The organism is Candidatus Pedobacter colombiensis, from assembly GCA_029202485.1.
Classification (GTDB): domain Bacteria; phylum Bacteroidota; class Bacteroidia; order Sphingobacteriales; family Sphingobacteriaceae; genus Pedobacter; species Pedobacter colombiensis.
The window spans coordinates 2,899,341-2,922,189 of record CP119313.1 but is presented as its reverse complement, the minus strand read 5'-3'; the positions used below and the strand labels follow the sequence as shown (position 1 = coordinate 2,922,189).

Genomic DNA, 22,849 nt, shown 5'->3' with positions numbered 1-22,849 from the left:
ATTTATAAATTCAATTGGCAATGATTTATAACTTCATTTGCTGAATGCGGACTGCATTTAAAATAGCCAGTAGGGCTACGCCTACATCGGCAATTACCGCTTCCCATAAAGTAGCCATACCTCCTGCGCCTAAAATCAAGACAATGATTTTAACCCCCAAAGCAAAAACTATATTTTGCCAAACAATGTTTCTGGTGAGTTTTCCAATTCTTATAGCAGTTACAATTTTTGAAGGCTGATCGTTCTGGATGACAACATCGGCCGTCTCTATTGTTACATCACTACCCAGCCCGCCCATGGCAACCCCTGCATCGGAAAGGGCTACAACAGGCGCATCATTTACCCCATCACCTACAAAGGCCAGGTGCTTACCGTCATTTTTAAGTGTTGCTACCTTTTTTACTTTGTCCTCAGGTAACAGATCGCCATAAGCATGATCAATGCCCAACAGTTTGGCCACTTTATTCACCACACTTTGTTTATCGCCGCTAAGCATTACCGTTTGGATATTTAATCGATGCATGTCAGCAATAGCCTGTTTGGCATCTTCTTTAAGCTCATCTGCAATGATAATGTAACCCGCATATTTACCATCAACAGCAATGACAACAATAGTATCCGCTTCGCTGTCGATACTATGGTCGTACTCCACGCCGAACTTTTTAAGCAGTTTGGTATTTCCCGCAAGTATCGACTTCTCGTTTATTGTTCCTTTAAGTCCATGGCCAGGGATTTCTTCTATGTTTCCAATTCTGGCTTCACGATAGTCATCTCCTGCATATTTAACTACAGCAATTGCAATAGGATGGGTAGATTTACTTTCAATAGCAGCTGTTAGTAAGATTAATTCTCTTTCCTCAAAATTATTGGTCACTATTTTTTGAACTTCAAATACACCTTTAGTTAGCGTACCGGTTTTATCCATCACAATAGTATTTACTTTGGTCATCACATCCAGAAAGTTTGAACCTTTAAATAAGATTCCATTTTTAGAAGCTAAACCAATTCCGCCAAAATAGCCAAGGGGGATAGAGACTACCAGTGCACAAGGACAACTGATTACTAAAAAGACCAGGCCTCTGTATAACCAATCTCTAAAAACATAATCTGAAACAACGAGCCATGGCAGTGTAACCACCATAACAGCCAATGCAAATACGATAGGGGTGTATATTTTGGCAAAACGAGAAATGAACAATTGCGTTTGTGATTTACGTGCTGTAGCATCCTGCACCATTTCCAATATTTTACTCAGCTTACTATCTTTAAATACAGCTTTAATCTGAACTGTACTTACTTGCTCCAGATTGATCATTCCGGCAAGTACGATTTCACCTTTAATTTTATTGTCGGGTTTGCTTTCTCCGGTCAATGCGGCGGTATTGAAGGTGGCTTTGTCCGACAACAATATACCATCCAACCCTACTTTTTCACCTGGTTTTACCTGTATCATCTCGTCAATGTCCACTTCTGCCGGATCAACAGTAAAAACTTTTCCATCTCTAATCACATCAACGGCATTTGGCCTAATATCCAATAGCGCTTTAATGCTTCGTTTGGCATTACTTACTGCATTATCTTGAAACCATTCACCGATAGAGTAGAAAACCATTACGGCTACCCCCTCGCTATACGAGCCAATAGTGAAAGCACCGATAGTGGCCACACTCATTAAAAAGAATTCATTAAAGAAATCAAATCTTAGGGCTTTTCTAAAAGCCAGGTTCAATACATTATATCCTGCTAATAAGTAAGCGGGAACATAGATGGTTAGCTGTATTAGGTTGTTAAAGGTGATGTGGAAGCCGTATTCTAATACCATCATTACCACTACAACAGTAAGAGATGTTAACAGTGGCCAGTGACTGGTCCAGCTTTGGGCTGATTCCGCTCCATGGTTATGCCCATCGTCGTCACTATGTTCGTGAACAGCGGATAGCGGCTCCATATGGTGATGATGTTTTATTTTATGATTGAGTTCTTCAGCTCCACAGCAGCCCGAACTTATGTTTGATACCTTCATAACCTTAAATTATAAATCAAAGGTAAGGCATGATCTTATGCAATGCTATTGCAAACTTTACAAATACCCTTGATGATCAGGTTCATTTCCTCTTGTTTAAAACCTTCAGGTAAGGCCAGTTCCGGAATGCTGGTGTTGGGCAAACAAAAGGTTTCCCTGCAATTGTTGCAGTAAAAGTGAACATGCAGATCATGATGGTTTTCCCCATCACAATCTGCATCGCATAAAGCATACTTGGTGGCGCCACTACCATCTTCTATACTATGTACTAAACCTTTTTCTTCAAAAGTTTTTAACGTTCGGTATAGGGTGATACGGTCTGATGGAGCCATACCTTTTTCAAGATCATTTAAACTTATCGCTGCAGTTTGTTTTGTTAAAAACTCCAAGACCAATAAACGCATGGCGGTAGGATTAATATGCCTGGCTTTAAGTCTGCGTTCCATGTCCTGTATCATAATGCTTTCTGCTAATTGTTCAATTAATGACTGTGTTCTGCCGGTCCTGATGATTTTGACTGCAAATAAAAGGCCCCTTTTGTGACTACTTTAACATTAGCAGGTAATTTTTCTACAGGCGTGATCTGGATATAGCCTAATTCCGAAACTCCCGTGGTTACTTCAATTTTTTTGAAATGTACTGAATTTTCGTCTTTTGCATCCTCTTCTTTGTGTTTTTCTTCGGCTTCTCTTTGATGTGTATGTCCATGTTCTTCCTCGTGTGCGGCTTTGGTACCAGCATCAAGGATAAAAATGAATTCCTTTCCCTCTGATCGTACTACAGCGTCAATAGGTACGGCGTTGGCAGTTGCAGTACCTACACCTATAAGGCCTGTGACATACATTCCAGGAATGAGGTTGGCACCTGGTTTTTTTATCACCGTATGAACGACCACGCCTTTGCTATCGTTCTCAAATGATTTATTGATGCCATAGATATGCCCTTCAATTTGCTCATTCTTTTGATTGGTTAATCTGAAATCAACTTTCTGGCCCACTTTAATTTTGGATAGATCTTTTTCAAATACAATGAGATCGGCATGGATCTTAGAGTTGTCTACAATATCCATGATCGACACACCCGGTTGGGCATAAGAGCCTGTTTCTGCTGTGATTTTTCCTATTGTGCCATTGATAGGCGCTTTAACCGGCACTTGCGAGGTGATATTGCCCGATGCAACACGGCCAACAGCAATGCCATATTGCTGAAGCTGGCGTTCCAAAGCCTTTAGTTTGGCCTGTTCGGCGTTATAATTAGCCTCTGCCTGCTGATGGGCCTTTCCAGTACCCGCATTGGCAGCTTTAAGTTGTTGCTGGCGGTGGTATTCGGCTTCAACATAGCTAAAGCCACCTTTAGCAGTCAGGTAATCCTGTTGAAGTCTGATCAGGTCCTGATTTTCGATGGTTACCAATACCTGCCCCTTATTTACACGTTGGCCTTCAATTACATTGATTTTTCTGATGATCCCACCAGTAAGTACATTAATCTGGGCTGCATTTTGCGGTGGTACAGCCAACTGTCCACTTGCTTTTACAACTTCAGTCAGGTTCTTTTGTTCTATATTTCCAATTACAATGCCTACCGCATTCATTTGTTCCTGACTCAGCTCAAGTGCTTCACTGTGTTCTTCATGGCCTTCGGCACCATAATCATGTGTTCCTTTGGCTTCCGCAGTTGTTTCCGCTTTTTTGGTGGTATCACCGCAAGAGGTGATTACGGTGATGATAAATGCTGAACAGATGAGTACAGCTAAGTTTCTTTTGATATATGGTGTTGCGTTCATCGAATTAGTTCCCTTTTAAAAATTGTAATTGAATAACTGATTGGTTCAACTGGTTGACAGTTTGCAGATAATTGAGCTTACTTTGTACAGCCAGCGCCATATTTTGAATAAATTCAATGTAACCAATCTCGCCCAGATCATAAGATACCTGTGCAATACGTAGTTGCTCGTCGGCCTGCTTTAAGCCATCAGAGGTAAAATAATCTGCAATACTTTTGTGCTGAGCATAATTTTGAAGCTCTTGCTGATACTGCATAGCCAGCTGGTTTTGTATGCGCTGGTAGTCTGTTTCGGCAATTTGTACTGCGATTTTTTCAGTGTTTACCCTTGCACGACTGGCACCATTAAATATAGGCACCGCAATACCTACCTGAAGACCAGCAATTCGGGTTCCTGGTGTATAACTACGATCTATATTTGCCGGATTAAAAGATTTGATCACGAATTGTTGTGCGTAACCAAGTGTCAAATCTGGCATAGTGCGCGAACGTTCCAAATCAATTTTTGCTTTAGCTACCGCTATTTGTTGCTGGTATACATCAATCAGTGGACTATTGCCGGGCCCATTTGTTTCTGTTTCAACCAAATCGAGTATTGGAAGCACCTTTTCAGTAGGATTGATTGTTGTTTTTAAATTTAAAAGCTGCTGGAGGTTTAACTGTTGGATGGCGAGGTCAGTTTCTGCTGCTTTTTTTAAGGCTTGTACTTCCTGGTACTTGTTTCTTGCTGTAATCAGCTCCAGGTTAGATGTTTCGCCTACCTTGTACCTGAGCTCTGATTTTTTAATGAAATTGCGGTAGATGCTGTCCTGCAATTCCAATATTTTTAAAGTATTGATGCTGTAAATCAGCTTATAGTAAGCTAGTCTGGTGTCACGGGTAATTTCCGATTTGGTATAATTACCCGATTTTTCCATAAGGCCGGTTTGTTCGGTCAGCACTTTTTTCTGGTTCTTATAAAATCCGGGCCAGGCAAAGCTTTGAGAAACGGAAATAGAGTTGTCATTACTGCCACTACCTGTAGGGTCCTGGGAAACCGAGAAAGCAGTTTTTGCCGGATCAAAAGCAGTTTTTTGCATGGCTTTTGACTGGTCGATCGCCAATCCTGACGATTTTAACTGCAGGTTATTTTTTAGGGCAAGCGCAACCGCTGTATCTGCAGAGATCGGCAGTTGTTGTGCTTTAACTGAACCTGTAAGTCCTAATCCTGCAAAAAACAACATGATTATGACTAATGGTTTTGTAGGCATACCTAGCTTCTTTTTACGGTCTGTAACTAATACATATAAGCAAGGCAGCACAAATAGCGTGAGTAGAGTTGCTGAGATTAAGCCTCCAATCACTACAGTCGCCAAAGGTTTTTGCACTTCGGCACCTGCACCACCTGATAGGGCCATTGGTAAAAAACCCAACGAAGCCACCGCTGCAGTCATAATTACCGGCCTAAGTCTCACTGCTGTACCCTGCATTACGCGCTTGTAAACATCAGTAACGCCCTCTTCTTTTAATTGGTTGAAATAGGAGATAAGTACAATTCCATTCAATACAGCAACGCCGAACAGCGCAATAAAGCCAACCCCGGCTGAGATACTGAAAGGCATACTTCTAAGCAATAAGGCAAATACACCGCCTATAGCCGATAATGGAACAGCCGTAAAGATCAATATGGTTTGTGTAAAAGATCTGAAGGTAAAATAAAGCAAGCCTAGAATTAAAATCATGGCTATTGGAACTGCTACAGAAAGTCTGCTTTTGGCTTCTTTAAGGTTTTGGAACTGACCACCATAAGTAATATAGTAACCTGATGGAAGTTTAAGCTTTGCATCCAATATCTGCTGAATTTCTGCTACAGTACGTTCAATATCTTTTCCTTTCACATTAAAACCTACATAAATACGTCTTTTTCCATCCTCACGTGAGATTTGGGCAGGAGCTTCTTTAAGTTCGATCTTCGACACCTGATTTAATGGCACCTTATTACCCGAAGGAAGGGGGATATATAAATTCTCAATACTGGAAATGTTCTCACGAAGGTCGCGTTGCAAACGGACCACCATATCAAAGCGTTTCTCACCTTCAAATACTACACCCGCCACATTCCCAGCAAAAGCAGTTTTTAAAATACTGTTGATGTCGCTAATGGTTAATCCATATTGTGCAATTCTATCTCTGTCGTAAGTCACTACGATCTGTGGTAATCCGGTTACCTGTTCCACAAACGGCTCGCTCACGCCAGCCACAGGGGCGATCAGTTTAGAAACTTTATTGGCTTCCTGTGCTAGTACATCCAGGTCTTCACCATAAATTTTAATAGCTACATCTTGCCTAACACCCGTCATAAGCTCGTTGAAACGCATTTGCATAGGTTGGGTTAGCTCAACACTCACACCGGGTAAAACGGATAATGCATGTTCCATTTTTTCCGAAATTTCATCCTTAGTTTTTGCAGTAGTCCATTCTTCTTTTGGCAGCATAGCGACCATCATGTCGCCACGTTCTATCGGCATGGGGTCGGTCGGTATTTCCGCACTTCCAATCCTTGTGACTACCTGTTTTACTTCAGGAAAGTTATCTTTCAATATTTTCTCGGCCTTACCGAATGTTTCTACCACCTGAGTAAGGGAAGTTCCCTGTGCCATGGCAATTTCAATAGCCAAATCTCCTTCTTCAAGCTGAGGCAGGAACTCGCCACCCATATGGCTAAATATCCATAAGGTAAAGCCGAAGCATATTACGGCGATGGCTACAATTAACTTTTTAAAGTCCAGCGCACGCTCCAGCATAGGCTTGTATATGCGCCTGAAAAAATCCATGATTTTATCTGATATATTTCTTTTATGTGTGGTGTTTTTACTTAAAAACAGGGCGCTTACCATCGGTATATAAGTAAGGGATAATATAAAGGCGCCTACAATGGCAAAAACGACAGTCTCGGCCATTGGCTTAAACATTTTACCTTCAATACCTAGGAGGGAGAGTAAAGGAAGGTATACAATAAGGATGATGATTTCACCAAAGGTAGCACTGGCCCTGATTTTAGAAGAGGCTGTAAATACCTCTTTGTCCATTTGCTGTTGCGTTAGCTTTGGTGTATCCTTAAATAGCTTGCTCTCTGTTAGTCTATAAATGATGGCTTCCACAATAATGACAGCCCCGTCTACAATTAAACCAAAATCTATTGCCCCAAGGCTCATTAGGTTGCCCGAAACACCAAACAGGCGCATCATGGCAAATGCAAACAACATGGATAATGGAATTACCGAAGCCACAATCAGGCCAGCCCTCCAGTTTCCAAGCAGGAGCAGGAGTACGAAAATTACAATCAGGGCACCTTCAATAAGGTTTTTTTGAACTGTACTGATGGAGCGACCAACCAATTCGGTACGGTCAATATAAGGTTCTATAACCACCCCTTCAGGTAAGGTTTTTTGGACCTGGATAATCCTTTCTTTTACATTTTCTATCACCTGATTAAAGTTTTCACCTTTCAGCATCAGGGTAATTCCGGCTACCACTTCACCGGTACCGTTTCTGGTTACTGCGCCATATCTTGTAGCCGTACCGTATTGTACTGTTCCAATATCTCTGATGAGTACAGGAACGCCACCCACATTTTTGACGACTATCTTTTCAATATCGTCCAATGATTTCACCTGGCCTATACCTCGGATGGTATAGGCATTACTTTGCTGCTCTATATACGAACCGCCGGTGTTTTCGTTATTGTTTTTAAGTGCCGCATAGATTTGAGCAATGGTTACATTATTGGCATTCAGTTTTTCATTGTCGAGTGCAATTTCATACTGTTTTACATAACCACCCCAGCCACTTACTTCGGCAACACCTTTAGTTCCGGCAAGTTGGGTTCTCACCACCCAATCTTGCAAGGTTCTGAGGTCGGTAGCAGAATATTTATCTTCATACCCCTTTTTGGTATGCAAAACATACTGATAAATTTCGCCCAGGCCAGTGGTAATGGGGGCCAGGGTAGGCTCAACCATTCCATTAGGAATGATGCTTTCAGCTTCTTTTAATTGTGCAGCCACCTGTTGCCTTGCCCAATAAATATCAGTATCATCTTCGAAAACGATGGTAATCACAGATATCCCGGAACGTGAAATGGAACGTTTTTCGATCACATTGGGGATGTTGGCCATAGAAAGCTCAATAGGAGCCGTAATAAACTGTTCAACTTCCTGCGCGCCCAGACTAGGCGCTTGTGAGATGATTTGTACCTGATTGTTAGTAATGTCGGGCACAGCATCAATAGGTAATCTTGTTAATGAATAAATTCCCCAGGCGATTAAGGCCAGAGTCATTATGCCAATAACTAATTTATTCTTTATAGAGAATAAAATAATCTTATTAAACATATTATGATGTTGTTTTACAGCAGATCAGTGGCAAAATTTTGCCATGAAAATGCGTGGGTTAATAATTAATGAAGAAAAAAATCGAATTAATTATACCCATTGAGGGGGCTGCCAGATATCGCCAGAAAATAAGATAACAGGAACATCCTGGTAATCAGGAAAACTGTTATTCTTTTCGGCTACCACAATTGCAGGAGTTTTAGTGACTGCGGCTGCAGCTACAAAGGCATGATAAGTACTGGAATGAAAAAATGGTGAACAGGCATGTGGATTCGGATGTTTTTCACTACGGTTGTCAGAAGCGGAATAACATTCATCTTCATGGCCTGATGGAAGATCTGCTTCACTACCACAGCATGGCCATGCAGACAGGGCCATTACGTAGATGGTGAATAAGAAAGCCAGATACCTCATGTTACAAACATAATGCTTTTTTTTAAAAAACAAATCATTCGTTATCATTTGACTGTTTTATTTTAATTTAAAGTTAATAAAAGTGGTTGAGATTTCTTCTAGCCTTTAAAAAAATCTTAACGTAATGAGAATATTGCAAATGTAGTTTTGTGAAAAAATCACATCAAGACCAGAGTTGCCTTTTTCATCATGTATAATTTTCCTGTCATTTAAACTGCATTTAATGAATATGTTAGGTGATTTGCGCTTGGTGTGTCGATAAATGCATAGAATGCAAGCCGGTATTTTTATTTCGCACTACATTTAGTTCATGAAAACAAAAATAGCAACCATAAACACATTTTTAGGCTCGTTTTCGGGTTTGTGTTACACTTATAGAATGGCAGTGTTCAGGTCCTTAACTAAGTCGCTCCTGAGCCGACTTGGGTTCGACTCCGGTTCGTCTCTGGTTCGGAAAAACCCAATTGAAATAAGACGAGGGGAAAAAGGATAGTAAAGTTTTATAAAATTGCACTAACCGGGCTGCGAAAAGATTGCAAAGAAATCGAAAAAAGCCTTGATGTTTGTGCTGGTGTGATCTCATTAAACGGAAAAAAGGTAGCCAATTTGAATACCTGGAAAGGGTAGTGATTTTATGAATGAACAAACTAATTAAAATTAATGGGCGGTCAGACATTAAAAAATGTATTAGTCTCTAGTTTTTTGTATAAAAATTCATATAAATTAATTTTATGTTCAATAAAATGATTTTTATTTTCTTTTTTATTTTTGTTGTTGTTTTTAAATTAAATAAACTTTTGTAAAGTAAAATATAATCTATAGGTTTGCTGTAACAAATGGATATGATACTAAAAACAACAACGATATGAACAGCAATCAAGTAAAATCTGATTTTTTTTCGGTAACGGGATTATTTGTGTTTGATGAAACCAATAACGGTTATACGGGCACATTTGCAGAATTGCCATGGGTTATAGCAGAAGGCGGTAGTCGCGAAGAAGTTCAAGCTAACCTATTTGAAGCGTTAAGAGAATTTAGCAAGGAAGAAATGGAAGCCAGGGTGGATCAAAATGTTATTGAAGGCAGTTTTCCAATTGTCGAGAAGATGATATTTAAAATGGAGCTTGCTTAAAATGACATTCGGGGGATCCACAAAGGAGATATTGCCATTTACTGCTTGTCTCATATGTCAGAATTTTGGAATAGAGAGTCCGGAAGATGATCTTTATTAACCTTTTAACCAATCCGCTACATACTGTAAAACCTCAGCACTCTCCGGTTCATTATGCATCTCATGATAGAGGTGATCCCATTCCTTATAGGTGAGCAAATTGGAGGGAGCACGTTTGGCAAACAGACGTGAACCCTCAACGGCTGTAAATTCATCTGCACTACCATGCATTAGCAAAGACCTGACTTTTAATTGATCTGCATGTTCAAGGCACCAGGCTCCGTTCTGTATCATATCATTGGCTAGCCGGAAACTGATTTTGTCATGTCGCAAAGGGTCATTTTCAAACTTTTCTATTGCTAATGGATCATGTGATACTTTATTGATGTCGAGTCCCTGTGAGATACGAAAGTTCGGTGCTATGGAGGTGATCACTTTTAATGCGCTTTTAAGAAAAGGACCGGGGCGCATAGCAATGATCAGTGCGGGAGCAGAAATAACTGCCGCTAGTATGTCAGGCTGTCGTTTGAGTAAGAAACCGGTTAATACACCACCACCCATGCTATGACCATACATGACTATAGGTTTGCTGAATTGTGTTCTTACATGGCGTAAAAATGCCTTTAAGTAATCGAACATAAATTCGAAGCCGCGGGAAGCTCCTTTATGGCCATCAGATTTACCATGACCATAATGATCAATCCCGACCACACCATAGCCTTGTTGCATAAAAAAAGCAGCTACCTGATCGTAACGTCCAATGTGCTCTCCAATGCCATGAACAATGATCATTACCTTATCGAATTTTTGTGGCAGCCAGTTGATACCGTGAAATTGTGTTTGTTTAAAAGTCCAATAAAACTCACTCATAGGGTAGGCGTTTGATTAAGATTAATCCATTGCCGGCAAGCCCATTGCGATCCACTCTTCTTTTGAAGGTCCGTAAAGTCCTAGTACCGGTAAACCTAATATACGCATAATCACTGTCATTTGTCCACGATGATGCGTTTGGTGTAACAATAGAATATTCAAAATTTTTCCTTTCATCCACTCATCACCATACATAGGTACAAGATCTTCGAGGGCAGAATCGGTCCATTTTAACCGTACCGCGCGACAAAGTAGCTCGGAATTGGTCTTGTAGATTTCAGCTATTTCATCCATAGTCTCCGGAATAGCTTGATGTTCAAGTAAATCTTCTGTAAGCAATCCGGCACGTTTACCCATTTCTGTAATGGTTTGGGTTAAGTGCCAGGCCAGTCTTTCTAAGGTGCGTACATTCTCATGAACCCGTTTTGCTTTAGCTTCAGCACTGATTAAACTAAAAATCTTTAAAGTAAATTCTTCCTCGCTTTTCCAATCTTTCAGGAAATCATCAATTTTCCGGTACATTTTAATTCAATTTGATTAGTTAGCTAATCTCCTAAAGATTAATCCTAACTGCAAATTTTAATATCAACATTGTGAACGTTAAGAAGGCTTGCTGATACGGTAATTCTTTCTATTTTTACAAATCACGATGTGACTATGCCAAACACCATTAGAATTGTACTGATACTACTTTTTATAATTATTCAACCCCGATTTGTAATTGCTCAAAATAAAAGAACTGTCAATGGAAATGTGACGGATGCAAAAACCGGTGAAACCTTAATTGGAGCGAGTGTAAAGCTAACTGGCAGCGCTAGCGCCGGGTCGGTAACCAATGCGTATGGTTTCTATTCGATCAATACCCAGGAGGGAAGTTACGAGATTTCGGTCAGTTTTATTGGATATAAAACCATAAAGCAAAATCTGAAGGTAACTAAAGATATCAGGATTAATTTTGTGCTGGAAGAAGATAACCAGTTAAGTGAAGTAGTGATTTCTGCCACTAAGAGAAATGAAAATGTAAGCAGTCCGCAAATGGGGCTGCAAAAAATAGACGTGAAGGATATCAATAATGTTCCGGTATTATTGGGAGAGCGCGATGTACTGAAAACGCTTCAACTGCTTCCCGGAATAAAATCGGCCGGTGAGGGCAATAGTGGCTTTTATGTTAGAGGTGGTTCTACCGATCAGAACCTGATCCTTTTGGATGAAGCACCGGTTTACAATGCCTCCCACCTGCTCGGTTTCTTTTCTACATTTAACTCGGATGCGATAAAAGACGTAAGTGTATATAAAGGTGGTATGCCGGCACAATATGGTGGCAGGTTGGCTTCAGTATTGGACATTAAAATGAATGATGGTAATAGGAAAGCCTATACTGTAGAGGGGGGCATAGGTTTAATCTCATCTAGATTAAAGGTAGAAGGGCCTATTGTGAAAGACAAAGGTTCGTTTATGGTGAGTGCAAGGAGAACGTATATGGATGCTTTTCTGAAGTTGTCACCCGACAGCTCCGTCAACAAGAACATCCTTTATTTTTATGATTTTAATGCAAAAGCGAACTATCAGATTGACGATAAAAATACACTGTATCTAAGTGGTTATTTTGGTAGGGACAAGTTGGGGATAGCGGAGACTTTTGGTTTTAACTGGGGCAATGCAACGGTTACATTGCGATGGAACCATTTATACAGCAATAGGTTATTTTCAAACACCTCATTAATCTATAGCAACTACAATTATGTGATTCAGAATTTCATGGAAGAGAACAACTTTGAAGTTAATTCCTCTATTAAGGATTTTAATTTAAAGCAGGATTTTGAATACAGTTTAAGCAATACCCATAATTTAAAGTTTGGAGTAAATGCGATTCACCATACCATAGCCCCAGGTAAACTTACCGCCTCGGCAAGTTCCAGTGTAAATCAAACGACTTATGAAGACCGTAAAGGACTTGAACTTGCTGCTTATGTTTCGGATGAATGGGCGGTAAGTGATCGGATGAATGTGGTTTATGGATTGCGTTTAAGTAATTTTTCATTAATGGGGCCAGGTAATATCAAATCCTATGATGCTGATGGCAATATTATTGCTACGAAAGTTTATAAAGCAGACGAATTTGTAAAAAGTTATTTCAATCTGGAACCAAGAATATCTGCCAATTACCAGTTAACCAATTCAAGCTCGTTAAAGGGGGCGTATACCCGGAATATTCAAAATGTACATCTGATGTCGAATTCAACATCCACTTCGCCAACGGATCTTTACATTATGAATAGTAACAATGTAAAACCGGAAATAGCTGATCAGGTTGCTGCGGGATATTTCAGGAATTTTAATGACAATAGTTATGAGTTTTCGGCAGAAATATATTACAAATGGATGCAAAATCAGATTGAATATCGAAGTGGTACAGATCTGCGTGGCAATGGAAATGTAGAGGCTGATTTATTATATGGTGATGGCAGGGCCTACGGACTGGAACTGTTTTTTAAGAAAAGATTTGGGCGTTTTAATGGCTGGATAGGCTATACCTGGTCGCGCACACAAAGACAATTCGATGCCATTAATAATGGTAAATGGTTTTATGCGAAGCAAGACAGAACACATGATTTATCGCTTGTCGGCATCTATAAAGCTAGCCAGCGTTGGACTTTCTCCTCGGTTTTCGTATACAACACCGGTAATGCTGTTACTTATCCTAGTGGTAAATACCAGATCAACGATAGAACCGTTTTTTATTATACGGAAAAGAATGGTTACCGGACACCGGCCTATCACCGCTTAGATGTTGCGGCAACCTTAGAAGGTAAACCGGGAAGGAAATTACAATCGAGCTGGTCTTTCGGGATTTACAATTTGTATAACCGCCAGAATGCCTTTTCTATCAATTTTAAGGACAACCCAAATGACCCTACCAGGACTGAAGTGGTAAGGACCACCTTGTTTGGAACAATCCCTTCAGTAACCTGGAACTTTAAATTTTAGCATGATGAGACCTATTTTATTAATAACACTTTTTGTAGGAATGCTATTCTGTGGTTGTGAGAAAGTAATTGAGCTTAAACTCGACAATTCGACTCCTGTATTGGTTATCGATGGCGGAATAAACGATCAGAATGAAAATCAGATAATAAAGGTCTCCAAAACCTACAATTTTACAGAACCCAATAAGTTTAATGGAGTAAGCGGGGCAAAGGTAGTGTTGACCAGACCAAATGGGGTAACGCTAAATTATACTGAAGTTTCGCCGGGTGTATACCAATCTGTTAAAGCACGTGGAGTTCCTGGGAATAAGTATACACTGGATGTGACTGTAGATGGTAAAACTTATAGTGCGAGCTCAACAATGCCGGCAAAGGTAGCGCTGGACTCGCTAACCTTTAAACAATTTAATTTTTTTGGTAAAATAAGTACTTATATCGCCGTTAATTACAATGATCCTGCAGCTACCGCCAACCAATATCGCTATATTTTAAAAGTGAAAGGAAAAATAGAAGAGGATATGGTGAGCGAGGATCGTTTTAACAATGGGAACAAAGTGGCTGATGTGATTTTTTATAAGTTGGATGACTTAGTAGCCGGGGATAATTTGGAGGTAGAATTTCAATGTATTGACCTCAATGTTTACCGCTATTTTTATACTTTGAAGCAGAGCAGTGGTAAGGGCGGACCGCCTGTAGCGCCTTCAAATCCGCCTTCAAACTTTAACAATGGGGCGTTGGGCGTTTTTAATGCATATACAACCAGTACGCGAACAGCTGTGATTAAGTAGACCATAATAATTTGTTTTCCAAGTGAACAATGCTAACTTTATGTTATCTCTATTATGAATCTCATGGCTACACAAACAGATCCGGAATTAATTTCGGTGGAAGAAGAAAGGATTAAAGCCTTATATCGGTACGACATTCTGGATACTCCCCCAGACAGCACTTTTGATAAATTAACTAAATTAGCTGCAAAGCTGATTAAAGTTCCTGTAGCTGTAATTAGTTTTGTGGATGAACATCGGGTTTGGTTTAAATCAAAATATGGATTGGATGTACAACAGATGGATAGGGAAGAAGGCTTATGCGCAACTGTAGTTTCAGCTGATGATTTTTATTTGGTAGAAAATGCGGCCACTGATCCGCGAACATTAAGTCATAAACTGGTTACAGGTTCTTTTGGATTGAGATTTTATGCTGGATATCAGCTAAAAACTAAGGAAGGCTTTAACCTGGGATCTTTTTGTATCATTGACAAAGTACCTAGAACAATTTCTGATGATGAACAGGAAATTTTAAGAGATCTCAGGGACATTGTGATGGATCAGATAGAGCTGAAATTTGCTTCGAGGTTATCACTGACACAACACAATCAGCTCCTGAATACAACAGCACACGATTTGAAAAATCCGCTAACCACTATACCTGTTCGCGCAGATCTGATTAAGCTTAAAAAACATGATCCTGTTGTAGTAGATGCAATGTGCGATCAGATCAAGATTGCGAGTTTAAATATGGTGAGTATTATTGATGAGTTGTTGCAGTCGGGGAGCATGGAAGCCGGTGAAATGAGGTTATTGCTGATTAAATTAAATGTGTCTTATCTGGTGAGCAATGTAGTGGCCATGAATCAGCCTTTGGCAGAAAGAAAAGGACAAACGATTCATTTTACGCCGGAAATGGATATCTATATCAATGCAGATGAGGGTAAATTAAATGAGGTGGTAGATAACCTCATCAATAATGCAATTAAATATGCGCCTTTAAATACGAATATCTATGTGCGTGTGAGTACCTCAAATAGTAGGGCTGTAATAGAAATTGAAGATGAAGGACCGGGTTTAACTGCTGATGATAAAAGGCGATTGTTTCAACGTTTTACACGCTTAAGTGCACAGCCTACTGCCGGAGAACACTCAACCGGACTTGGCCTTTCTATTGTAAAAGTTTTAGTTGAGGCTCATGGCGGTTGGATATTTGCTGAAAGTGGAGGTGAACATAAAGGTGCTAAGTTTACGGTTCAATTACCCGGTGTTAAATAATTAAAAGCATTCTATTTCCCATGTCCTGCTCCAGGTTTTGTCTGGGGCAAGGAAGACAATTCCTTCTTTTTCCGTAAGATTTTGCTGATGATCAACACCGTCGGCAATGCCACACCAGGGCTCTAAACAAACAAAGTCTGCATTTTTTGCGGCCCAAATGCCAAAGAATGGAAAGTCTTTAAATTTAAAATGAAGACCATGAGGGTTTTTATCGCAGGCAATAGTAATGCAGTCACTTTTTAATGATTTAAAAACCAATGCGTCTTCATAAAAAAGTTCATGCTTTAGCGGGAGTTTTCCATCCTGGAGTTCTATTTTAACCGTTTCATGCGCAACCAGATCCCCGCTGATTTTATGGTATGTCAATGCCTGATCTTTATTAAATTTGAGAAAATAGTCGGTGTATTGTACATTGTCTTGAAGTGGGACTTTAAACGCCGGATGCGCCCCAAGTGAAAATAACAACAAGTCATTAGCCGGGTTGGTGACTTCATAGGTACAGGATAATCCGGATTCGTGTAAGGTGTATCGCAGCTGGAGTAAAAATCGAAAAGGGTATACTTTTAAGGTTTCATCATTATGCGTAAGCGTAAAAACAACTTCTGTTTTGTTTCGCCGAAGCAATTTAAAGTCATAATCTCTTGCAAAACCATGTCTGGGTAATTTATACTCTTTGCCCTCGAAATAATATGTATTGTTTTTCAAGGCACCTACTATAGGGAAGAGAACAGGACTAAACTTACCCCAATAGGAGGGGTTTCCACTCCATAAGTAATCTATGTTGTGTTTTTTGCTTTTTAAACTTTGTAGCTCCGCACCCTTGCTGGCAAATGAAGCGATTAAGTACTCGTTTTCAAGGAAAATCATAAACGTAAAAATATAAAAAACAAATTAGTGTAAAAAAAGGTAAATAAATACTATTAGAATGATAGATTTTGTTCTGTTTGGGCAGTATTTAATAAGAAGCAAATAGAGACGTTGAGTTGGAAGGCAAAGCATTCTTTGATATTACTGCTACTTCTGAGGCTAAAATTGTGAAGATTAATTTGATCAGGAGAATTGTTAGTGGCGTTGTTGTTTCATTACAAAAAACTGCTATATTCGTACTCTCGTAAAAATTAAGAATAATTTTTATTTATTACTTGAGGTAATATGAATGCTGAAAGAAAGCTCTCCACTCTGTTAAGCCGGTTACTTAGTAAACCTAAGGTAGCAGGTATATTAGTGTTTTTGTTTCTCCTTTTACTTATTGGATTTATTACAAATCAGAAATACCTGATCATTAAAGAAAGCCAAAGGCAGGAAATGCTGAGTACGCTGAACATCATAAAACAGAATATTGATCAATCCCTAAAAAATAGCTATACTGCTGCACTTACACTGGCCTTAACACTTAATGATGAGGGGAAACCTGTCAATTTTGAAAAAGTTGGTGAACAGCTGATCAACTCCAATTCGATGTTAAAGGCGGTTCAATTGGTTCCCGATGGAATAATTAAATATACTTATCCATTGAAGGGCAATGAGCGGGTACTTGGACTCAATTTATTTAAAGAGCCTAACCTGGTTGCTATGGGGGCTTTTAAAACTATTAATTACCAGAAAATGTATTTTTCCGGCCCCATCAAACTCCGACAGGGTGGAGAGGGTATTGTTGGGCGGCTTTCCTTATTTAATAATAATAAATTCTGGGGTTTTTCGGCAGTTGTAATTAATCTGACCGATTTTCTTAAGCAAGCAGGGGTTTACAACAATGAAAATAAGAAGTTTTACTTTCAATTTTCAAAAGTTAACCCTGCTACCGGCAAGGAGAACTTCTTTCTTCATCCAAAAATGGATTTTGCTGGTCGTACTTACGAAAGCATTTATTTTCCAGATGGAGATTGGAAACTTTATCTGATCGTATCCGATAAATATAGCCTGTTGTTTCAACTGATTTATCCTTTGGTGTTAGGCTTGGCTTTGGCTGTGGTTTGCGGCTTACTTACCATGAAGTTGTTTAAAAAACCTGAGAAACTTAGGCGATTGGTAGACAGACAAGCCGGTAAATTGATCGAAACGCAGGTGAAGTTTAAAACTATTTTTGATAAGGCTCCTATCGGTATTGCAGAAGTAGATACACAAAATGGCTCTTTTATACAGGTTAACGATAAGTTTCGTAAGATACTTGGTTATAGTGATGAAGAGTTTTATGAGACAGACTTTCATTCTATTACTTTTCCTGAGGATCTGGAAGAAGGTTTACTTAAAATGCAGAAGCTGAAAGCAGGAGAGATTGAAGAGTTTACAATATTAAAGCGATATAAACATAAGGAAGGACACCTGTTATGGGCAAATCTAATTGTTAAATCATTATGGAATGATGGTGAGTTGTCCAGTAGTCATATTTGTATTATTGAAGATATTACTGAATATAAACAGGCAGAAAAGGCGCTAAGTGATTCGTTTAACCTGGTCAATGAACAGAATAAGCGCCTGCTTAATTTCTCTTATATTGTATCCCATAATCTGCGTTCACATACCAGTAATATTGAGGCCATATCTCATCTGATTGATATAGCGAGTTCCGAAGAAGAAAGGAAAGAATTGGTTCAACTGCTAAAAAGGGCATCTGGCTCACTCAATGAGACATTAATGAACTTAAACAAGGTCGTTAATATTCAAACAAGTATCAATGTGAACGTTGAGCCTTTAAACCTTAAACACTACCTCAGCCGAACGATTGATACTCTCAATGAAGAAATCGTTGCAAAAGGGGCTAGCATCAAAGAGAATGAAAATTGTGAGCTGGTGGTAAACTATAATCCGGCGTATCTGGAAAGTATTTTGTTGAATTTTATATTTAATGCGATCAGATACAGCCATCCGGATCGTAAACCCCTCATCGAAATCAATTGCTTTAAGGAAGATGATTATCAGGTGCTACAGATTTCGGATAATGGAATTGGAATAGACCTGGAAAAATATGGAGCGGAGTTGTTTGGGATGTACAAAACCTTTAATGGTAATCCCGATTCAAAAGGCATCGGTCTGTTTATTTCTAAAAATCAGATCGATGCCATGGGGGGTAAAGTTACGGTGAGCAGTGTGATAAACGAGGGAACAACATTCAATATTTATTTCAAAAATTAAACTTTCCTTTATTTTCCTCCTGGAGGGCAGTACTGCTGCAAAAATTTGGTATAGGTAAGTGCTAAATGTTCTGAGGTGCCTTCGCCTTCGTTAATGCTGTGTGTTCTGTTTGGGTAAGACATCATCTGGAACATTTTTCTGTTCTTAATTAGTTCATTAATTAGCATTTCAGCATTCTGGTAATGCACATTGTCATCACCTGTTCCATGAATATACAATAAATTTCCTTGCAGATTTTTTGCATAACTAATGGGAGAACCTTTGATATAAGCTTCTTTAGTGACCAATGGTGAACCCATATAACGTTCCTGGTAAATATTGTCGTAGGTTAACTGATTACCTACTGCTGCAATGGCAATACCTGTTTTGTAAATCTCAGGATACTGGAACATTAAGTTTAAAGTTGATGAACCACCACCGCTCCAACCCCATACTGCAACCCGATCTTTGTCTATAAATGGCCATTCCAGTACCTTTTTAGCGGCCATTGCCTGGTCACGAATATTCAAGGTACCTATGCTTTTGTAAATGCTTTTACGCCACTCACGTCCTTTAGGAGCAGGGGTGCCTCTATTTTCAATGGAGATATAAACATATCCATCTTTAGACATATCTCCGGCATACAGCCAGTTTCGTCCGGCTCCATAGATATCGGTTACAGTTTGCGCAGCTGGTTCGCCATATACGTAAAATACAACCGGATACTTCTTTGTCTGATCAAAATTATCAGGCTTTTTCATCCAACCGTCCAGCTCAATTCCATCTTCAGTTTTTACTTTAAAAAACTCCACCTTGTTTTTGGGTGCTTTTATTCTGCCTAGCTGATTGGTAATGCTACCGGCCATGGTCAGCGGATTTAAAGTCGTTAGCCTCATCCATTCGGTAATTGGCGGCACCAGAGCACTTGTATAAGTATGACGTGCAAATACACCATTTGGCGAAATTTCGTAAGTATGTGTACCTGGTAAAATAGAAGGAGTGACCATTTCAGGTTTGCCGCCTCCACTTAACTTTATTTTAAATAAGTATTTCTGAGTAGCATTTGAAGGAGAGGCTATATAATACAACAGGTTATTCTTTTCGTCAACCAACGAATTTTCTATAACATCAAAATCTCCTTTAGTAATCAGCGTTTGTTTCTTTCCATCTTTGCTGATGAGGTAGGCATGGCGCCATCCGTCTTTCTCACTTAGCCAGATAAATTCTTTTCCACTATTAATCCACTGCCAGTCTTTCGCAGCATCTATCCAGGCTTTATCAGTTTCTGTGTAAATGTTATCGGCAGCTCCTGTCGTAGCATTGGCCACAAACAGCTTACTTACATTTTGTTCCCTGTTTAATTGCTGTAACATCACCTCATTGGTATTAGGAACCCAGTCCATCCTTGGTATATAGTTCTGCACCTTATCACCTGGTACATTTAACCATTTGGTTTGTGCACTGACAATGTTCACTATGCCAACTTTGCAGGAGGAGGGATCTTGTCCAACTTTAGGATACTCTACCGGAATGGTAAAGGAATAAATAGAATCTGTATTGTTGATCATCAGGAAGTTTCTGATTTTGGTTGCATCCAATTGCCAGTAAGCGATAGATTGTCCATCGGGACTCCATCTAAAGCCGTCTCTGCAATCAAATTCTTCTTCATATACCCAATCAAAGGTTCCATTGATGATCCTGTCTGTGCCGTCAGTAGTTAAAGCTTTAGTTGTCTTAGCTACTAAGTCGTCAACATAAAGGTTATGTTTGCTTACGTAAGCAACTTTATTCCCATCGGGCGAGAATTTAGCAAACATGAGGGATGAGGCAGGTTTGTCTTTCCCCACTTGGGTGAGTGTGTTTGCTTTTAAATCGGCAACAAAGTAATCGCCGCGGGTTTCATAGCGCCAAACTTTTTTACTATTGCTATAGATCAGCACTTTGGTACCATCTTCAGAAATTTGGAAATCTTTAATTCTGCCGGGGTTAGTGCCGGTGGAGTGGAGTAAATCACGACTTACAATAGTCTTGCGCTCATTTTGAGGTAAGGAAATGGTAACCAGCTCATCATCCATCATCTGGTAGTAAGCATTCCCATCCTTAGTCCATTTGAGATCAGGTTTATTTTGTGCCTGGGTTTTTCCGTAAAAGCCAATCAGGACAACTAATGCCAGTTTAAAAATGATGTTTCTGAAGTTCATTTTATTAAAGTTCTATAAATTGACGATATACATTTTGCAGATATGCTTTCGCATGATCAAGTGTTTTTGAGGTTTGCGCAATATCTTTTTCATTGCTGTTGTACAAGATCATTTTACCTATATTATCAAATGTAACACATTGTTGGTTATCAATAAAGCCCATTCCATTGTCCCAGCTGAAAAAAGCAAAAGGTTTGCTGTAGGGATTCAATAGGTTTTTACTCCATTCAAATTGCTTTGCAGCGATATCTAGCTGGGCAAGTAGGGTAGCGGCAATATCGGTCTGACTACCAATATTGTTCAGTTTGCGGCCCTTAAATTCATCTTTAATTACATCTCCATAAAATAACAGGGGGATGTGGTAGCGTTGGGGAGTCGAAATGTCGTGTATGTTTTTAGGTAGCATGTGTCCATGATCGGCTACAAATACAAATAGTGTATTTTTATACCATGGCTGTTTTTTAGCGTCAGTTAAAAAAGCATTGATGCAGGAATCTGTATAATAAGCTGTGCTTTTAAAGTTGGCTATATTATCGGCTTTGCCAAATTTTGAAGTCCCAGGTAAGTCGAATGGTTCGTGATTGGTTAAAGTAAGTGTAGTAGAAAAGAAGGGTTGTTTTTCCTTGTTCAGGTCGCTTAGCTGTTTTTGAAATACCACTTCATCAAATTTTCCCCATCTGGATCTCATGCCAATGCTTTCAAAATTGTTTATATCAATCAGTTTGTGGTAATCATGACTTAAAATAAAGGCTTTATAATTGTCAAATTCGGACTCTCCACCATAATAAAAAGAAGTACTGTAGCCATTTTTAAATAAGGATTGTGAGATACCTGGTAGTTTTTGCATTTTCTCAGGCCATCTTACAATGCTTCCACTTGCGAGGGTAGGAAAACCGGCAAGTGTAGCGATTAAGCCTTTGTCGGTACGACTTCCAGAGGAGTAAATCTGGGTAAAAAGTACGCCCTTATTAATCAGCGTATCAAAATGAGGGGTAATGCCTTCTTCATTGCCTAAAGTCTTGGTCAGGTCGGCAGTAAAGCTTTCAATAATAACCAGTACTACATTTGGACGTTTGGTATTTAGTATATTAATGGTGGTATCCTTTAACGTACTATACAATGCTTTTATATTCTCATCTGCCTGTTTGCTGCCCAAGTACAGGTAAGGATTGGTTCTTGACATTTTTGCAGACAGTAGACTGGATATGAGGTTCCACTCTGTGTTTACGGCTGCAATATTTAATATCTGCTCTTTCGAAAAATAGGACTTGCTTTGGGTGATCGGCGATACACCAATTCCACCTCTAATCAATAAAAAGTTAGCTCCTGTTAAAGCGATACAAAGCAATATTTTGGTCCAAATTGGACTTGTTGTAAAGGTTAGCTTTCTGGATACCACAAAACGCTGAAGAAAAAGCCCTAAGACAGCCAGCAGAACCAATAAAGAAATGGATAAGCCTAGAGGAGAGGACGCGCTTGACGCCATGGCCTCTTTGGGGGATGAAAATGCAAAACCAAGTGCTTTAGCATTTACTTTGCTGCCCCATTCTCTATAAATGTTAAAATTAACAACAGAAAGGATGCTACATATTAGGATGAGGATGGTATTGTAAACTGATAGCCATTTTAGTTTTACTGTTTTACGCCCATTTAACAGCCAATAAATATAGCTTAAAAGTGGAATGACGGCAATGTAAGCCGTCATGGATAAATCTAAGGGTAAGGCGTAATAAAATGTTGCTGCTGTTTCTTTAAATGAAACAGCAGCAAGTTTTTGATGATAGATGAATATAAATATCAGGCGGTCAATAAAAAAGAACAGCAGCCAGAATAAGAAGAAGCGGATAAAAAAGAGCAGGCTTTTTAACATTT

Annotated in this window: 15 protein-coding genes; 5 read left to right on the top strand and 10 right to left on the bottom strand. The window is 39.3% G+C overall.

The genetic code is table 11. The annotated features are described in order from the left end of the window. Positions 1-25 precede the first annotated feature (25 nt). From P0Y49_12525 to P0Y49_12505, 5 genes are all read right to left on the bottom strand, one after another. Positions 26-2,023, bottom strand: a complete 1,998-nt coding sequence (locus tag P0Y49_12525) for a heavy metal translocating P-type ATPase (GenBank protein ID WEK17620.1) — start codon at positions 2,021-2,023, stop codon at positions 26-28. Between the two features lie 35 nt (positions 2,024-2,058). Further along, on the bottom strand, positions 2,059-2,481 hold the full coding sequence (locus P0Y49_12520) for a transcriptional repressor (protein ID WEK17619.1): 423 nt from the start codon (positions 2,479-2,481) through the stop codon (positions 2,059-2,061). 23 nt (positions 2,482-2,504) lie between these two features. Further along, the gene (locus P0Y49_12515) at positions 2,505-3,806 is read right to left on the bottom strand and encodes an efflux RND transporter periplasmic adaptor subunit (GenBank protein WEK17618.1); all 1,302 of its coding nucleotides are present in this window, start codon (positions 3,804-3,806) and stop codon (positions 2,505-2,507) included. A 4-nt stretch (positions 3,807-3,810) separates the two neighbouring features. Further along, positions 3,811-8,178 carry a CusA/CzcA family heavy metal efflux RND transporter gene (locus P0Y49_12510; GenBank protein WEK17617.1) on the bottom strand — a complete coding sequence of 1,456 codons (4,368 nt, stop codon included), beginning with the start codon at positions 8,176-8,178 and terminating at the stop codon, positions 3,811-3,813. Between the two features lie 90 nt (positions 8,179-8,268). Beyond that, positions 8,269-8,640 carry a hypothetical protein gene (locus P0Y49_12505; GenBank protein WEK17616.1) on the bottom strand — a complete coding sequence of 124 codons (372 nt, stop codon included), beginning with the start codon at positions 8,638-8,640 and terminating at the stop codon, positions 8,269-8,271. Positions 8,641-9,457: 817 nt separating this feature from the next. Between P0Y49_12505 and P0Y49_12500 the strand changes: the two genes are divergently transcribed. Next, positions 9,458-9,724 (top strand): hypothetical protein, encoded by a 267-nt coding sequence (locus tag P0Y49_12500; GenBank protein WEK17615.1) that lies wholly within the window; start codon positions 9,458-9,460, stop codon positions 9,722-9,724. 96 nt (positions 9,725-9,820) lie between these two features. On the opposite strand, the gene P0Y49_12495 is transcribed toward P0Y49_12500, so the two are convergent. After that, positions 9,821-10,633 carry a lysophospholipase gene (locus P0Y49_12495; protein ID WEK17614.1) on the bottom strand — a complete coding sequence of 271 codons (813 nt, stop codon included), beginning with the start codon at positions 10,631-10,633 and terminating at the stop codon, positions 9,821-9,823. Positions 10,634-10,654: 21 nt separating this feature from the next. After that, on the bottom strand, positions 10,655-11,155 hold the full coding sequence (locus tag P0Y49_12490) for a DinB family protein (protein ID WEK17613.1): 501 nt from the start codon (positions 11,153-11,155) through the stop codon (positions 10,655-10,657). 135 nt (positions 11,156-11,290) lie between these two features. Here P0Y49_12490 and P0Y49_12485 point away from each other — a divergent pair, with 135 nt between their 5' ends. The 3 genes from P0Y49_12485 (at position 11,291) to P0Y49_12475 (ending at position 15,665) form a co-directional block, all read left to right on the top strand. Next, positions 11,291-13,621, top strand: a complete 2,331-nt coding sequence (locus P0Y49_12485; GenBank protein WEK17612.1) for a TonB-dependent receptor — start codon at positions 11,291-11,293, stop codon at positions 13,619-13,621. A gap of 1 nt (position 13,622) precedes the next feature. Then, positions 13,623-14,408: a DUF4249 domain-containing protein gene (locus tag P0Y49_12480; GenBank protein WEK17611.1), complete on the top strand. Its 786-nt coding sequence runs from the start codon at positions 13,623-13,625 to the stop codon at positions 14,406-14,408. A 63-nt stretch (positions 14,409-14,471) separates the two neighbouring features. Next, positions 14,472-15,665 (top strand): GAF domain-containing sensor histidine kinase, encoded by a 1,194-nt coding sequence (locus tag P0Y49_12475; GenBank protein ID WEK17610.1) that lies wholly within the window; start codon positions 14,472-14,474, stop codon positions 15,663-15,665. On the opposite strand, the gene P0Y49_12470 is transcribed toward P0Y49_12475, so the two are convergent. Next, positions 15,666-16,532, bottom strand: coding sequence for an aldose 1-epimerase family protein (locus P0Y49_12470; GenBank protein WEK17609.1), 867 nt, complete (start codon positions 16,530-16,532; stop codon positions 15,666-15,668). A gap of 285 nt (positions 16,533-16,817) precedes the next feature. On the opposite strand from P0Y49_12470, the gene P0Y49_12465 reads away from it, so the two are divergent. Continuing rightward, entirely contained in the window at positions 16,818-18,797 is a 1,980-nt protein-coding gene (locus P0Y49_12465; GenBank protein WEK17608.1) for a PAS domain S-box protein, read from the top strand. An 8-nt stretch (positions 18,798-18,805) separates the two neighbouring features. Here P0Y49_12465 and P0Y49_12460 read toward each other — a convergent pair whose 3' ends face one another. Together P0Y49_12460 and P0Y49_12455 are read right to left on the bottom strand one after the other, a co-directional pair. Beyond that, positions 18,806-20,977 carry a S9 family peptidase gene (locus P0Y49_12460; protein WEK17607.1) on the bottom strand — a complete coding sequence of 724 codons (2,172 nt, stop codon included), beginning with the start codon at positions 20,975-20,977 and terminating at the stop codon, positions 18,806-18,808. A gap of 4 nt (positions 20,978-20,981) precedes the next feature. Then, positions 20,982-22,847, bottom strand: coding sequence for a sulfatase-like hydrolase/transferase (locus P0Y49_12455; GenBank protein ID WEK17606.1), 1,866 nt, complete (start codon positions 22,845-22,847; stop codon positions 20,982-20,984). Positions 22,848-22,849 lie beyond the last annotated feature (2 nt).